We start from the raw sequence: 14,432 nt of genomic DNA on the forward strand, positions 1-14,432 counted from the left end.
GATCGGGACCCTGCGCAAGGCCGGCGGCGACAGCGCGGCGCTGGAGGCCGAAGGCGTGGCCCTGCGGGGCGAGGTCGAAACGCTCGAGGCGCGGGCGGTGGCGCTGGAGTCCGAGATCGCCGAGGCGCTGGCCGTGCTGCCGAACCGGCTCGACCCGCTGGTGCCCGATGGGGCTGACGAGTCCGCCAACGTCGTGGTGCATCAGTGGGGTGACATTCCGAACTTCGCGTTCACGCCGAAACAGCATTTCGAATTGGGCGAAGCGCTCGGCCAGATGGATTTCGAAACCGCCGCCAAGCTGTCCGGCGCCCGTTTCGTCGTGCTACGGGGCGGTCTGGCGCGGCTGGAGCGCGCACTGGGGCAGTTCATGCTGGACCTGCATGTGCTCGAACATGGCTACACCGAGACGAACGTGCCCGTCCTGGTCAACGAGGCGGCGATGTACGGCACCGACAAGCTGCCGAAATTCGCCGACCAGTCCTTTCGGACCGATGACGGGCGCTGGCTGATCCCCACCGCCGAGGTGCCGCTGACCGCCTCAGTCGCGGGAGATATCCTGGATGTCGACACCTTGCCCCGCCGGATCACCGCTCTGTCGGCGTGTTTTCGCAGCGAGGCCGGCTCGGCCGGCCGCGACGTGCGCGGCATGTTGCGCCAGCACCAGTTCGCCAAGGTCGAGATGGTTTCCATCACCACGGCCGAACAGAGCACGGAAGAGCATGAACGCATGACGCGCTGTGCCGAGACCGTGCTGGAACGGCTGAGCGTGCCCTATCGCCGCCTGGCGCTGTGCGCGGGCGACACCGGCTTCGGCGCGGCGCGGACCTTCGATCTGGAGGCCTGGTTGCCCGGCCAGCAGGCGTGGCGTGAAATCTCGTCCTGTTCCAACACCCGCGATTTTCAGGCGCGCCGCATGAACGCACGCTATCGCCCGGTCGGCGGAGGCGCGCCCGCCTTTGCCCATACGCTGAACGGTTCGGGTCTGGCCGTGGGGCGCACGCTGATCGCGGTCATGGAGAATTACCAGACCGAGGACGGGGCCATCACGGTGCCCGAGGTGCTGCGCCCTTATCTCGGTGGACTGGAGCGGATCGGGGCCTGAACGCCGCGTGCCCGGTCAGGGCTGCTCTGACCGGGGCATCCGCCAGACGGCCATGAAGCCGGCAACGGCGGCGAGCGCGACGTAATGCGCCGGGGCCAGACCGGCATGCGGCACCAGCGCGGACAGCGCCGCCGGTGTCAGGCCCCCGAAGATCGCGTAGGCCACGTTATACGACAGCGACAGGCCGGAGAATCGCACGGCGGCGGGAAAGGCGCGCACCATGGCGACCGGCAGAAGGCCCACATAGCTGCCGCCCAGTCCAGCCAGAACGGCACACGGCACCAGCAGCGCCGGATAGGCGGGTGCCACGCCATACAGGGCGTACGACCCGATCACCAGCAGTAAGCAGACCGGCGGCAGAACGCGCCGCATCCCCCAGCGATCGCTCGCGATTCCGGCCAGGCCGGTGCCCAGTGTCAGTGCACAGGTTCCGGCCAGATTGGCCCGCAGGGTCGCGCCGGCCGGTATGTGATGCAGCGTCTGCAGCAATGCGGGCATCATCAGCAACAGGACGATGATGGCTGCCGTCAGGGTCCATGTGCCGACCATGGACAGCACGATCGCCCGCCGGTGATGGCGCAGCAGAAGCACCATCGGCATCTCGCGCGCCTGTTCGCCCTGTTCGTGCAGGGCGACGAACACCGGGGTTTCCCGCAGCCAGCGGCGCAGCACCATGGCCAGCAGCCCGAACACGCCTCCGATGACGAACGGCACCCGCCAGCCCCAGTCCGCGATGGTCGCCTCCGTCATGGCGCCGTGCAGGATCAGGGACACCAGCGCGCCCAGCAGGATGCCGGCGGTCAGGCCCGCGGACAGAAGGCCGCATGCCGTCCCGGTACGACGTGGCCCCGCATGTTCGGCGACAAACACCCATCCGCCCGGGGCTTCGCCGCCGATGGCCACGCCCTGTGCGATCCGCAGCGCCAGCAGGGCGAGCGGTGCGCTGAGGCCCAGTGTCGCGAAGTCCGGCAGGAGGCCGATGGCCAGCGTCGGGAGCGCCATCAGCAGCACGCTGAGGGTGAACATGCGTTTACGCCCCAGAAGGTCGCCGAAATGAGCCATGACCACGCCGCCCAATGGCCGTGCCAGATAGCCCGCCCCGAACAGGCCGAACGTCTGTGTCTGGCGCAGCCACTCCGCCTGCGACGGTGGGAAGAAATGCGCGGCGATGACTTTCGCGAAGAACGCGAAGATGACGAAATCATAGAATTCCAGCGCGCCGCCGAGGGAAGCGAGGGCAAGCGTGCGGACGTCGCTGCGCGACAGGGGCGTGGTCAGGGCTGGCATCCTGTTGTGGTGCGGCCGTCAGGCCGGTGAGGTATCGCGATTCTGGCGGAGCGCCGCCGCACCATTCGATACGGCGCGCCATGCCGCCTGGGCAAGCGCCTTGCGGCTTGGAAAGTCGTGGGGATCGAGAGCAGGGTGCAGGATGACCGAGGCACGCATCGACCGCCACTTCACCAGTTGCCAGACATGCGGGCCGAGATCCATATCGCCGTACCAGGCGAACACGGGGCGCCGGGCCCGGTTGACCGCGAGCCCGTCGAGGCGGTCGTACGCCAGCGACACCGGCTGGATCAGCGGCGTCAGTCCGTCGGGGTAACGTGGCATGTCGTCCAGTTCCTGCGCGCGGGCGCCGGGGACTTTCGGCATTTTGGCGATCGCGAAGAATGCGGAGAGGAACGGCAGCACGCGCGAACCATCCGACGAGGTGCCTTCGGGAAACAGGACGAGATTGTCGCCCGCGGCCAGCCGGGTGATCATCTCGTCGCGTTCGCGCACCGTGGTGCTGCGGTTGCGGCTGACGAAGATCGTGCGTCCGATCTTCGACACCAACCCCATGATGGGCCAGCGCCCGATCTCGCCCTTGGCCACGAACACGGACGGCAGGACCGTGCCCAGCACCGGAATGTCCAGCCACGACGAATGGTTCGAGACGTAGATCACCGGCCGCTCGCCACGTGCACGCGCACGCGCGCCGCCCACGCTCCCGGCCCGCTGACCGCGCACGCGAATGCGCAGGGACAGCAGACGGCACAACACGCCCCAGATCACGCGCGTCCAGCGGATCTTGGCAGTGCCGGGGACCAGCAGCAAAAGCGCCTCGAACCCGACGGACAGCGGCACCCATATCGTGATCAGCGCCAAACGCGCCACACCGCGCACCGCCCGGGCCCGGTCGATCAGGGACGTATGTGCGGCGGACAGCCACGCGACGCGACCGGTCGACAGGACGGACGCCGGACGCACGCGTCGGCTGTCCGCGGGCAAGCCCGGGGATGGTCGACGGGGCTGATCCGCCGCCGCGGGCCGATCCGCAGGGAGGGGGGGATGGGGGGCGACGGCGCTCATCGGGGACTGCATAGCGTCCGAGGCCGGCGCGGAGCAACCGCCAGCACGTGCGGTCAGCCTTTCCGACACCGCAGACATCGGCTGCACCCCGGGGTAACGGGCCCGGAGAGTGTATGGAAACGTTTCGAACGGACACGATATCGGCACGAGGTGCCATGTAGCCCGTATGTCACATCGCGCAACCGGATCCAGTGTACTCAAGGCGACGTTATTAATGCCGAATAAACAAACCTGTGTCTGTAGTCGTGCCTATAGAGACGTTACGGCTTCAGAGCGATTTTTAACTGTGACTTTGATGCAACGTGCCGCCGCAATCTGACATGGATTTGTAACGGGGCCTGTCCGTTCTTTCAGGATTTGGATACGGTTCGTCACCATTGCGGTGTCAAACGCCGTAAAAAAACTCATTCGACGGGAAAGTTCATGCAATTTACGTCTGACAGGGCCTCTGGCCGTGCCGAAAGGCATGGCATGGCCCCGCCGCGCCGCTCCCGCGGACGTACCCTGGGCGCAAGTCTGATGGGCGCGACGGCGCTCGTTGCCTGGTTCCAGGCGCCTGTTGCCGCATCGGCACAGTCGGCGGCAACGACCGACACAGCAACGAAACCCACGCCAGCAAGCCACGCCCGCCATACGACGCATGCGTCGCATACGGCGGCGTCCAAAGCGTCGACGAAGGCCGCGCCCGCAGCCTACACGGCCGCACCCTATGCGCCCGTCGCCCGTCCGGTAACGGTTACGAACGCCGCGACCAATCGCGCCGCGCTCGCGACTACCCCGGTTTCGTCGGACGAGAACATCGTCGTGACTGGCTCGATGCTTCGTACATCGAACAACACCAATGCCAATCCGGTGCAGGTGATCACGTCGCGCCAGATCCAGCAGACGTCGGCAGCGACGCTGGGCGACTACCTCCAGCGGCTGCCTTCAATCGGTAACTCGGGCGCCGCCAACACGCAGACCAATGGATTCATCGGCGTGTCGTGCTCGGATATTCGCAACCTCGGCAGCACACGCGTGCTGGTTCTGGTCGACGGCAAGCGCACGACGCAGGATCCGGGCGCGGCCTGCGTCGACATGAACACGATTCCCGTCGAGATGATTTCCAGCGTGGAAATTTTGAAGGATGGTGGTTCGGAGCTATACGGCGCCGATGCCGTCTCGGGCGTCATCAACATCAAGCTTCGTCACGACCTTAACACCGGAAACCTGACGTTCCGTGGCGGCATCACCGATCATGCGGATTCCCGCACCGGCCTGATCTCGGGCTTCAAGGGTTGGAACTTCGACCACGATCGCGGCAACATCACCATCACCGGCCAGTACATGAGCCAGGGACCGGTGATGCAGCGCGACCGCGACTGGTCGCGTTACTCGCAGGTGAGCAACGACCCCGGCGAGACACCGCTCTATGGTTCGGGCTACACGGCTGGTGCGCGTATTCTGTCGGGTCCGGCGGCGGGCATGATCGCCAACACCGACGGCAGCGGCTTTCACCAATATACAAGTGCCGATCGCTACAACTATGCCCAGGACCAGAATCTTTCGAACTATCTCCAGAGTTCGACTCTGACTGGCGATGCGCACTATCAGTTTAACCGTCATTTCAACCTGTATGCGAACGTCCGCTACAATCACAAGACGGCCAGCGATACGATGGCTGCCTCTCCTGTGGCGGGCAGCATCTACCCGTCCACTCTGGCCAATCCACTGACGTTGCCCGGCAACGCACCCTACATGCAGAATGGGTTGCTGCAGGGGGAAGATGCCGTGATCCAGAAGCGCTACACTGATCTGGGCACTCGTAACTCCAACGCCAGCACCGATAATCTTCAGATCATCGGCGGTGCAAATGGCGTGATCGTCGGCGACTGGAACTACGATGCGTCGATGACTTATGGCATCAGTCAGGGTCGTTACGAGACCGACAACATGGGCAATTATCGTCATATTCTTGAAGAATATGGCATCGTCCAGACGAACCCGAGCGATCCCGGCAGCGCCGTGACGTACAACCCATCCGTTTGCAACGCCAGCGCAGGATGCGTGCTGTCCAGCCCGTTCGCTCCAATGTCGCAGCAGGCCGCGTCTTACGCCAAGTTCAATCAGCAAGATCATGCACAGTATATGCTGCGTGACTTCAACCTGCGTGTTAACAACGATCGAGTCGCCAAACTGCCGTACAAGAACGGTGGCAATATTGGTCTGGCCTTCGGCGTCGAACACCGCAGCGAGCAGTTGAGCTACACGCCGGATCCGCTGGCTCAGAACGGTGACACCACGGGTAACACGCAGGCTTACTCCGGCGGTGGTTTCAACGCGACCGAAGTGTATGGCGAGGCGAAGTTCCCGCTTCTGCATAACGCATTTCTCGCCAAGGATCTGACGGCCGACGCACAGGGTCGCTGGTCGCACTACAACACCTTCGGCAACACGCAGAACTGGAAGGTCGGCCTGAACTGGGCACCGATCCGCGATATCCGCTTCCGCGCGACGCTGGGCACATCCTATCGCCAGCCGAATGTCTATGAACTCTATGGCGGTCAGGCGCTGGGCTACGCCGCGGCAACCGACCCCTGTGCGCAGGCTTCGTCCTATGGTGGGTTGTCGGCCAACGTGATTGCAACGTGTGCCCGTCAGGGGATCAACACCGCAACGTTCGAGTCCGCCAATCCTGGTCAGGTCCCTGCCATCAGCGGCGGCAATTCGAAGCTGCAGCCGGAAATTGGCCGGACCTATACGGTCGGCACCGTCATTACCCCGCGCTGGATCCCCGGTCTGTCCGCGTCGGTCGAATACTGGCATTACACGATCAAGAACGAGATCAGCGCTTTGGCTGCGCAGTATGCGATGGACGGATGCTACACTGGCTCCGCTACGCAGTATTGCAGCGACATCTCGCGTAATTCGAACCAGCAGCTGAATTACGTCACGACGCTTGATGCCAACCTCGGTGGCCTGAAGACGTCGGGCATTGACTTCGACCTCGATTACCGCATCCGCCTGTCGTCGTTCGATACGCTGACGCTGTCGAACAACTTCCAGCAGCTGGTCAGCTATCTGCAGCAGAACACGCCGGGCGGCGAGTGGTATAACTATGCCGGTCGTCTGTTCTATGCCGGTTCGGCGTATGTTGGTGGCACGAACGGTCTGCCGCGCGTGACCGACTATGCGACGGCGACGTGGTCGCACGGCAACTTCAGCTTCACCTATATGATGCACTATATCGGTGGCATGCGGTGGAACAGCCAGTCGACCGAGAACGGCGACCTGACGGCGGCGACCGCCGGACAGTGGCGCACGCCGGGCATCTTCACGCATGACGTGACGGTGAACTATCGCCTGAAGCAGTGGAACTTCGAGGTGGGTGTGAACAACATCCTCGACAAGGATCCGCCGTTCGTCTTCGACGCTGCAACGAACACCGCGAACGCGATCTACAGCGAGAACATGATTGGCCGCTACGTCTTCGCCCAGGTCGGCGTGAACTTCTGATCACGTCAGCCTGCGCAACGCGCAGCCAGGACGGGAAAGCTCCGGACCATGTCCGGAGCTTTTTTCGTATGGGCATAGAGCAAAGTTTTCGGGCACCCGCCGGTCGCGCGATCGGCCCTGTCCCGCGCCGCTTCCTCGATCGTGGGAGAAACAGCGCCGGACCGTGGCGTCGGGCCGCACCCAAGATTGAAGAGTTGGCGGACGCAAAAAAAGGGGCGGAAAAACCGCCCCTTCTTCGTATCCGCCCACGTTGCGCAGCGACGGTCAGTCCATCTTGAGCGCCGCGAGAAACGCGCTTTGTGGAATCTCCACCTTGCCGAACTGGCGCATGCGCTTCTTGCCTTCCTTCTGCTTTTCCAGAAGCTTGCGCTTGCGCGAAATATCGCCGCCATAGCATTTCGCCGTCACGTCCTTGGACAGCGCGCCGATCGTCTCACGCGCGATCACGCGCGAGCCAATGGCGGCCTGGATCGCGATCTTGAACAACTGGCGCGGGATCAGCTCCTTGAGCTTGGCGCAGATCGAACGACCGCGTGATTCCGCAGCCGAACGGTGCGCGATGAAGGACAGCGCATCCACAGGCTCCTGATTGACGAGGATCGAGATGCGGACGAGGTCGCTCTCCTGATAGTCGTCCATCTGGTAGTCGAAGCTGGCGTAGCCGCGCGAAATCGATTTCAGCCGGTCATAGAAATCGAACACGACCTCGTTCAGCGGCAGGCGATAGACCGCCATGGCGCGATTGCCGACGTAGGTCAGGTCTTTCTGGATGCCGCGCCGTTCCGAACACAGGCTCAGCACCGGGCCGAGATAGTCGTCGGGCACCATGATGGTCGCGTTGATCCAGGGCTCCTCGACTTTTTCGATCAGCGACGAATCCGGCATGTCGGCCGGGTTGTGCAGCTCTTCCATCCCGCCATTGGTACGGTAGAGACGATAGACCACCGAGGGGGCCGTGGCGATCAGGTCGAGATTGAACTCGCGCGACAGGCGTTCCTGAATGATCTCGAGGTGCAGAAGCCCGAGGAAGCCGCAGCGGAATCCGAACCCCAGCGCCGCCGATGTCTCGGCCTCATAATGGAACGAGGCATCGTTGAGGCGCAGCTTGGACAGGCTGTCACGCAGCTTTTCGAAGTCGTCCGCGTCGATCGGATACAGACCGCACCACACCACCGGGATGGAAGGCTTGAACCCGGCCAGCGCCTGTGTCGCGGGACGACGGTCGTCGGTGATGGTGTCGCCGACATTGCAGTCCGCGACGGTCTTGATGGCCGCGTTGATATAGCCCATCTCGCCCGGGCCCAGATCGTCGACCGGCACCATGCGCGGGGCGAACACGCCGACCTGGTCCACCGCGTAGACCGCGCCGGAGGCCATCATGCGGATCTTGTCCCCGCGCTTCAGGCGCCCCTGCATGATCCGCACCAGAATGATGACGCCCAGATAGGCGTCATACCAGCTGTCGACCAGCAGCGCCTGCAAGGGCGCCGTGGCATCGCCGGTGGGCGGCGGCAGACGCGTGACCAGCGCTTCGAGGACGCCTTCGATGTTCAGGCCGGTCTTGGCGGAAATGCCGACCGCGTCATCGGCCGGGATGCCGATCACGTCCTCGATCTGGGCCCGAACGCGCTCGGGCTCGGCCGCGGGAAGGTCGATCTTGTTCAGGATCGGCACGATCTCGTGGTTCGCGTCGATCGCCTGATAGACGTTGGCCAGGGTCTGTGCTTCCACGCCCTGCGACGCATCGACGACCAGCAGCGATCCCTCGCACGCTGCCAGCGAACGGCTGACCTCATACGCGAAGTCGACATGGCCGGGGGTGTCCATCAGGTTCAGGACGTAGGTGTTGCCGTCCTTGGCCGGATAGGTGAGGCGCACGGTCTGCGCCTTGATGGTGATGCCCCGCTCGCGCTCGATGTCCATATTGTCGAGGACCTGATTGGTCATCTCGCGCGCGGTCAGCGCCCCGCAGGCCTGGATCAGGCGGTCGGCCAGCGTCGACTTGCCATGGTCAATATGGGCGATGATCGAGAAATTGCGGATCAGCGAGAGGGGCGTGTCGGTCATGCGGCCGATATAGAAGAGTTCGGGTCAAAAGTCAGCATGTGTTCCCGCGCCCGACCGGCGGTTCGCATCGAGGCGCCGGGCGCGCCCGTCAGACCTCCTGCGATACGAACGAGCCCGCCTCCACGCTGCGGAGAAAAGAGCCGAGCAGGTCCGCGTAGGAGTCCGGTTCCTCAAGGAACGGCATATGCGAACTGCATGGGAACACGAACATCCGCGCGTTGGGCAACTGACGCGCCATTGCGGTGGAGCAGGCGGGCGTAAGCTCGTCATGCCGTCCGCACAGTACGAGCGTCGGCATGGTCAGGCGCGGGAGGTCCTGCAGGCGCGACCAGTGGCGATAATTGCCGGTAAAGGTGAACTCATTGGGCCCTTGCATGGTCCGGTATACCGCCATGTTCCAGTCCGCGAGCGAGGTCCGGAGCGCATCGGGCCAGTCGTCCAGCCGGCAGACATGCCGATAGTTCAGCAGCGTCACGGCGGCCTGATAGGCGGGATGATCGAGTCGGTCGCTGGCTTCGAAATAGCGCATCATCGCGATGGTTTCGTTGCCAAGATGGCTGCGCAGGGTGTTCAGTTCATGCACGAGGTGGGGGATGTCCGCTGCCCCATCGGCGAGAATAAGGGAGCGGAAGCGGTCCGGACATCGCAGGGCGGTCTCGATGGCCAGAAATGTCCCCCACGAATGTCCGAGCACGTGGGGACGCACGGGCGACAGCCAGTCGAGCACGGCTTCGAGTTCATCGGCGTAGTGCGTCACGGTCCAGTTGTCCGCATCGCCGGGCCGATCGGACGCGCCGCAGTCGAGCTGGTCGTATGAGACGACGCGGAAGCCCTGTTCGACGAGGAAGCGATGCGGCTCCCGCAGATACAGGCTGGGCAGGCCGGGACCGCCGTTGAGCAAGAGGACGACGCGATCGCCCTGACCGTAGCTGTAGAGCGTGCGCGTGTGGCCGCGAAACGACAGCGTGTGCTGTGTAGCGTCGGTCATTGTGTGGGTCCCGTGCAGGAGGGTGGGTCAGAGGGCACCGCGTCCGCGCCGTCCAGAAACGGCTCCAGAAAACGGCTGGCGTTGATGACGTGGGCTCGTTCGTCGTGGCCCACGCCTGGAAGTGTCTCGAAATGCGGGTCGAAGCCGAGCTCCCGCAGCGCCTCCCGTAGCGCGTGGAGACGATCGACGCGCGTGCGTCCGGCCGCATTGGCTCCGGGCATCCAGGTCGGACTCTGCGGAGTGTGGGTGATCAACCCGGTGGACAGATCGTCCTCCCCCACCGCCAGATGGACCGACACACGCCGCAGCGCGTCGATCGGAAAGGGGCGTCCGAAACGTGCCTCATAATCGCCGGTGCCGACCCACCAGGGCTGCGGATGGCCGGGCAGGGTCACGGACCCGGGGGCGCAGATCGAGACCGAGCGGACGCGTTCGGGATGGAGGAACATGAAGCGATGGGCAAAATGTGCACCGCCGGAAAACCCGAACAGGACGATCCTGTCGCAGGCCACCGGATAGCGGCGTTGCAGGTCGTCCAGCATGGCCAGCAGCACGCGGTCGTGACGCGCGTTTCCGACCCCGGGATATTTGTATCCGTCGTCGCGATCGCCGTCGTCGGCGCCAAGCGGGAACAGGGGGGCCACGACCACGGCCCCCGCGCGTTCGGCCAGGGGCGCGAACTGGTCGCGCAGCGATTCGGCGCGCCGGTCGGAGCCGTGCACCGCCACCAGCACCGGCGGCCGTCGCCCCCCGTCAAACGCGGCGCGCGGCACGTAGGACCAGAAGCAGAAGCGCCGATCCGCCGTGCAGGCGACGGCCGGAAGCGCGCCGTATCCCAGCGACGAGAGAGGGGTGGCTTCAGACATGGCGGTTCTCGCGACGGAGTGTGAGAGGATGATGCGGACGCAGGGCGAGCAGGCAGCCCGCGCCGGCCATGGCGACGACGAATGGCAGGCGAAGCGCCGTGTCCCAGCCATGTCCGTGTTCGACCAACAGAGCCATGATGATCGGGATGATGCCGCTTGCCGCATTGCCCCACAGCGCCACCCATCCGGTGACCGTAGCGGCCATGGCGTCGCCCAGATCCTGCACGCAGCCCCAGACGCATACCTGCGCGGCACCCACGCCTGCCAGCGACAGGCACAGCAGCGCGATGATGGACGGCATGCCCTGCAGGCGGCCGATGGCCAGCAGTGCGATGCCGCCGCTCAACAGACCGAGAAGGCCTAACGGAACACGCGCCCACCAGATCGATCCGGTATGGCGCAGCACGCGGTCCGTCACCTGTCCGGCCACGGTGACACTGACGTATAGCGAAAGCCAGGGCAGCGCCGTCAGCACACCCGACGAGCGCAGTGAGAGCCCGTGAACCTGCATCAGATAGGTCGGCAGCCAGCTCATGAAAAAGCTCTGGACGCTGACCACGGCGAAATAGAGTGCGCCCGCGATCCACAGGCGAGGTTGTTCAAGAACGCGGCGCAGGGATGCGCCCGGGGTGACATGGGTTGGGCGTGTATGGGGCAGCCTGGTCCGGGTACCCCACATCCACAGCGCGGCCATCAGCACCCCGACAACCCCGTAGAGCGCGAAGCATCCTTGCCACGGCCACGTCTGTAGCAGCCAGCCCGTCAGGGGTGAGCCGACGACCGGGGCCACGTACATCGCGCCCAGAAGCACGGCGGTCGCCCGGCTTCGCGATGCCGGTGCGAACCAGTGTTGCACCGTGACCAGTGACGCCGACCAGTCGGGTGCCTGCCCAAGCCCCAGCAGCAGCCGCAAGAGGACGAGGCCCGCAAAACCGCCTGCCAGGGGCATGAGCAATGTCGACAGCGACCAGCCAGCCACGGCCAGGCCGAGCATGACCCGCGCGCCGAACCGCTCCGTCAGCAGCCCGGCCGGCAACTGGCCCGCTGCATAGGTCCACGCCATGGCGGAGAATACGACCGCCATCTGCGCAAGGTGGAGATGGAATTCGTGCTGGATCAGCGGGGCGGCCATCACCATGACATTGCGGTCGAGCGCCAGCAGCAGGTTGATTGGAAACAGCAGCGCGAGCAGCGGCCGCCATGGAGGTCGGACGGGGGGCGTCGTTGCCGGAACGTGGGGTATGGCCTGTGGGGCGCGCATCGCGTGATAATCGGGTGATCGCGCGGAAGGCTCAATCTATCGAAATCGCTAGGTCGAAACGCCTGGTCTGGTTCTTATTCACACAGAGCGACGCGGTGGATGCGGGTAACGGAGGAAGGACCATGGCCGATCATGCGGGCGTTCTGCGGCAGCGGGTTTCGCACAGCACGCATCTGAACGACGCCTTCGCCGCGCTGTGCGCGACGCTGGGGGAACTGGGGTGCGAGATGGTGCTGTATGATTATGCTCGTACGTCCTATGCGGCCGACGGCCTGTTGGCGACGCCATCTGTCCTGATGGGTGCCAATATTCCCATCGATATGAAGCACCTATGGCAGGATAAGGGGTTCTACCAAATCGACCCGGTGCAGGAGCGTGCCCTGCAAAGCTGTGCTCCGTTTGCCTGGTCCTATGGGTCAGAGACCGGCGATACGGCCCTTTCGCTGGCGGAGCGTCATCGCCCAGTGGTCCAGTTTCTGGACCGCTTCGCCATGCGGCGTGGCGTGACGGCGCCCGTGCGGGGTGCGGCGGGGGGATTTGCCACTGTCACGGTCGTCCTGCCGCATGCCAGTCCGTGGCAGGATCGTCATGCACGCGCGTTTTTGCCCCAGCTGGGTTTTCTCGCCGCGGTCTTTCAGGATTCGGTGTCGCCCCTGCTTGGGGCGTCGCTCGCAGTGTCCGATGTCCGGCCCTTATTGACCAGACGCCAGCGTGACTGCCTGCGCCTGTGTGCCGAGGGACTGACCAGCAAGGAGATGGCCCGTGCGATGGCGTGCTCGGTCGCAACCGTCGACCTGCACCTTCAGGCTGCCGCCCGCCGCCTTGGCGCGCGCAATCGCCTTCATGCGGTGGCTCTGGCCATGCGTGAGGGTGTGCTGTGAGGGGTGCCTGAGCCCCGGACCGGGCCACACGGTCCGACAAACTCACAGACTGATCTGCGCGATCCGATACAGACGTGCGGACGGGGGTAACGTGATCGCGGCCGCGCCGTCCAGCGGCGCCACAACGCGGCGGTCGGGCACGCCGTCCAGCGTCCCGATCAGGGCGCCCCGGTCTGTCACCGCTAGAACGCGGACGCCGGGGCGAAGCGGTGCTGTCGGCGCCAGCGTGACGACACTGCCGACGCGCAGCAGGACGTCGGGCTGCGGTTCGTCCAGCCGCACGGCAAAGGCTTGGGGTCCGAGATGTGCCGGGGCGGGATGCCAGACGTCCCACAGGGCCGCGCGCGGCAGGCCGTCCTCGTCGAAGAGGCCCGGCTCGGTCAGGCGTGAGACGTCCACCAGCGGCATGGGGGGCTGATGTCCGCCCTCCTGACCGTAGGTGTCGGGCTGTCCGCGCAGCAGACGGCCGAACTGTTCCAGCGTCGTGTCCGTGGCGACCAGGGCCTGTGCCAGTGCCTCCATGCCCGGCCAGCGAGGGCGGCCATTGGCGGCGACGCGCTTGGACGGGTTGAAGCTCGTGGGGTCCAGGCCCGCCGTCCGGGCCAGCGCGGAGGGTGTCAGGCCGCGTCGCCGGGCCAGTGCGTCCAGCGCCGCCCACAGTGCCGCATGCGTCAGCACGAGAGGCCCGTCACGCCGTCAGGCGCATGAGCGGATGTCCTGCGCGTGGCGTGCCCGGCCGGCATCGGTGATGACGAAGCGGTCGCCGCGACAGGCGCACAGGCCCATGGCCTCCAGCCGCGTCAGGCAGGGCTGGTCCTTGTATCCGGCGGGGCGTCCGGCGTCGGTGCACAACAGAAGCCTGTGCAGGGCCGAACGGCAGCAAGTCTCAAGATAGGGTTCGTTCCACATGGTGGGGCGCAGCTTCGGCAATCCGTGGCGCGTGTGCAAGCGCGCAGACGGTGGCGGCCGCCACCCACCCCTTTTCAGATGGTTCCCCGTGGTGCAGGACAGGGGGCATGCGCACACTCGATCGTCTCGCCCTGTCCCTGCTGCACCGCCTGGACCCGGAGGTCGCCCACCGGCTGGCCATCGATGCCCTCCTGCTCGGCTGGGGCGGCAGCGCCCCACCGGCCGATGATCCGGCATTGAGCATGCGCGCCATGGGACTGCGCTTTCCCAACCCGATCGGCATCGCCGCCGGATTCGACAAAAGCGCGCAGGTGGTCCGTCCGCTGGCGCGACTGGGGTTCGGCTTTGTCGAGGCCGGAACCGTCACCCCGCGCCCGCAGGCGGGCAATCCGCGGCCGCGCCTGTTCCGGCTGCCCGAAGACGGGGCGGTGATCAACCGCATGGGCTTCAACAATGACGGCATCGACCGCGTCGCCCGCCGGCTGGCGCGGCTGCATCGCCCGCTGCCGTC

At 65.3% G+C, this 14,432-nt stretch carries 11 protein-coding genes and 1 pseudogene; 4 read left to right on the forward strand and 8 right to left on the reverse strand.

The window, feature by feature from the left end; translation table 11 throughout:
* On the forward strand, window positions 1-1,102 hold a 1,102-nt coding region (serS, locus tag HUK82_RS09530), incomplete at its 5' end, for a serine--tRNA ligase (RefSeq protein ID WP_176613740.1).
* Between the two features lie 15 nt (window positions 1,103-1,117).
* Here serS and HUK82_RS09535 read toward each other — a convergent pair.
* Both HUK82_RS09535 and HUK82_RS09540 read right to left on the reverse strand, forming a co-directional pair.
* Window positions 1,118-2,389, reverse strand: coding sequence for an MFS transporter (locus HUK82_RS09535; RefSeq protein WP_176613741.1), 1,272 nt, complete (start codon window positions 2,387-2,389; stop codon window positions 1,118-1,120).
* A gap of 18 nt (window positions 2,390-2,407) precedes the next feature.
* Window positions 2,408-3,352, reverse strand: a complete 945-nt coding sequence (locus HUK82_RS09540) for a lysophospholipid acyltransferase family protein (protein ID WP_373318279.1) — start codon at window positions 3,350-3,352, stop codon at window positions 2,408-2,410.
* 573 nt (window positions 3,353-3,925) lie between these two features.
* On the opposite strand from HUK82_RS09540, the gene HUK82_RS09545 reads away from it, so the two are divergent.
* Window positions 3,926-6,949 (forward strand): TonB-dependent receptor plug domain-containing protein, encoded by a 3,024-nt coding sequence (locus HUK82_RS09545; protein WP_246495546.1) that lies wholly within the window; start codon window positions 3,926-3,928, stop codon window positions 6,947-6,949.
* A 264-nt stretch (window positions 6,950-7,213) separates the two neighbouring features.
* Here the strand turns inward: HUK82_RS09545 and lepA are convergent, their stop codons facing one another.
* From lepA to HUK82_RS09565, 4 genes are all read right to left on the reverse strand, one after another.
* Window positions 7,214-9,016 (reverse strand): translation elongation factor 4, encoded by a 1,803-nt coding sequence (gene lepA, locus HUK82_RS09550; protein WP_176613743.1) that lies wholly within the window; start codon window positions 9,014-9,016, stop codon window positions 7,214-7,216.
* A gap of 88 nt (window positions 9,017-9,104) precedes the next feature.
* Window positions 9,105-10,004, reverse strand: coding sequence for a proline iminopeptidase-family hydrolase (locus tag HUK82_RS09555; RefSeq protein WP_176613744.1), 900 nt, complete (start codon window positions 10,002-10,004; stop codon window positions 9,105-9,107).
* A complete protein-coding gene (locus HUK82_RS09560) occupies window positions 10,001-10,870 on the reverse strand; it encodes an alpha/beta hydrolase-fold protein (RefSeq protein ID WP_176613745.1) in 870 nt (289 codons plus the stop codon). The genes HUK82_RS09555 and HUK82_RS09560 overlap by 4 nt, the downstream gene beginning before the upstream one ends.
* Window positions 10,863-12,131 carry an MFS transporter gene (locus HUK82_RS09565; protein WP_176613746.1) on the reverse strand — a complete coding sequence of 423 codons (1,269 nt, stop codon included), beginning with the start codon at window positions 12,129-12,131 and terminating at the stop codon, window positions 10,863-10,865. Before HUK82_RS09565 ends, HUK82_RS09560 begins: the two co-directional genes overlap by 8 nt.
* A 122-nt stretch (window positions 12,132-12,253) precedes the next feature.
* On the opposite strand from HUK82_RS09565, the gene HUK82_RS09570 reads away from it, so the two are divergent.
* Window positions 12,254-13,012: a helix-turn-helix transcriptional regulator gene (locus HUK82_RS09570; RefSeq protein WP_176613747.1), complete on the forward strand. Its 759-nt coding sequence runs from the start codon at window positions 12,254-12,256 to the stop codon at window positions 13,010-13,012.
* 42 nt (window positions 13,013-13,054) lie between these two features.
* Here HUK82_RS09570 and HUK82_RS09575 read toward each other — a convergent pair whose 3' ends face one another.
* Together HUK82_RS09575 and HUK82_RS09580 are read right to left on the reverse strand one after the other, a co-directional pair.
* Window positions 13,055-13,690: a helix-turn-helix transcriptional regulator gene (locus HUK82_RS09575; RefSeq protein WP_176613748.1), complete on the reverse strand. Its 636-nt coding sequence runs from the start codon at window positions 13,688-13,690 to the stop codon at window positions 13,055-13,057.
* 18 nt (window positions 13,691-13,708) lie between these two features.
* A complete protein-coding gene (locus HUK82_RS09580; protein WP_176613750.1) occupies window positions 13,709-13,921 on the reverse strand; it encodes a hypothetical protein in 213 nt (70 codons plus the stop codon).
* Window positions 13,922-14,028: 107 nt separating this feature from the next.
* Between HUK82_RS09580 and HUK82_RS09585 the strand changes: the two are divergent.
* Window positions 14,029-14,432 (forward strand): annotated as a pseudogene (locus tag HUK82_RS09585) (quinone-dependent dihydroorotate dehydrogenase); the annotation flags it as partial.

It is taken from the genome of Ameyamaea chiangmaiensis (assembly GCF_013376175.1).
Classification (GTDB): Bacteria; Pseudomonadota; Alphaproteobacteria; order Acetobacterales; family Acetobacteraceae; genus Ameyamaea; species Ameyamaea chiangmaiensis.

Excerpts from the sequence above, each read along its gene's own strand:
- HUK82_RS09535 (WP_176613741.1), bottom strand. The coding sequence starts at position 2,389 with ATGCCAGCCCTGACCACGCCCCTGTCGCGCAGCGACGTCCGCACGCTT.
- lepA (WP_176613743.1), bottom strand. The coding sequence starts at position 9,016 with ATGACCGACACGCCCCTCTCGCTGATCCGCAATTTCTCGATCATCGCC.
- HUK82_RS09545 (WP_246495546.1), top strand. The coding sequence starts at position 3,926 with ATGGCCCCGCCGCGCCGCTCCCGCGGACGTACCCTGGGCGCAAGTCTG.
- HUK82_RS09570 (WP_176613747.1), top strand. The coding sequence starts at position 12,254 with ATGGCCGATCATGCGGGCGTTCTGCGGCAGCGGGTTTCGCACAGCACG.
- HUK82_RS09580 (WP_176613750.1), bottom strand. The coding sequence starts at position 13,921 with ATGTGGAACGAACCCTATCTTGAGACTTGCTGCCGTTCGGCCCTGCAC.
- HUK82_RS09565 (WP_176613746.1), bottom strand. The coding sequence starts at position 12,131 with ATGCGCGCCCCACAGGCCATACCCCACGTTCCGGCAACGACGCCCCCC.
- HUK82_RS09555 (WP_176613744.1), bottom strand. The coding sequence starts at position 10,004 with ATGACCGACGCTACACAGCACACGCTGTCGTTTCGCGGCCACACGCGC.
- HUK82_RS09560 (WP_176613745.1), bottom strand. The coding sequence starts at position 10,870 with ATGTCTGAAGCCACCCCTCTCTCGTCGCTGGGATACGGCGCGCTTCCG.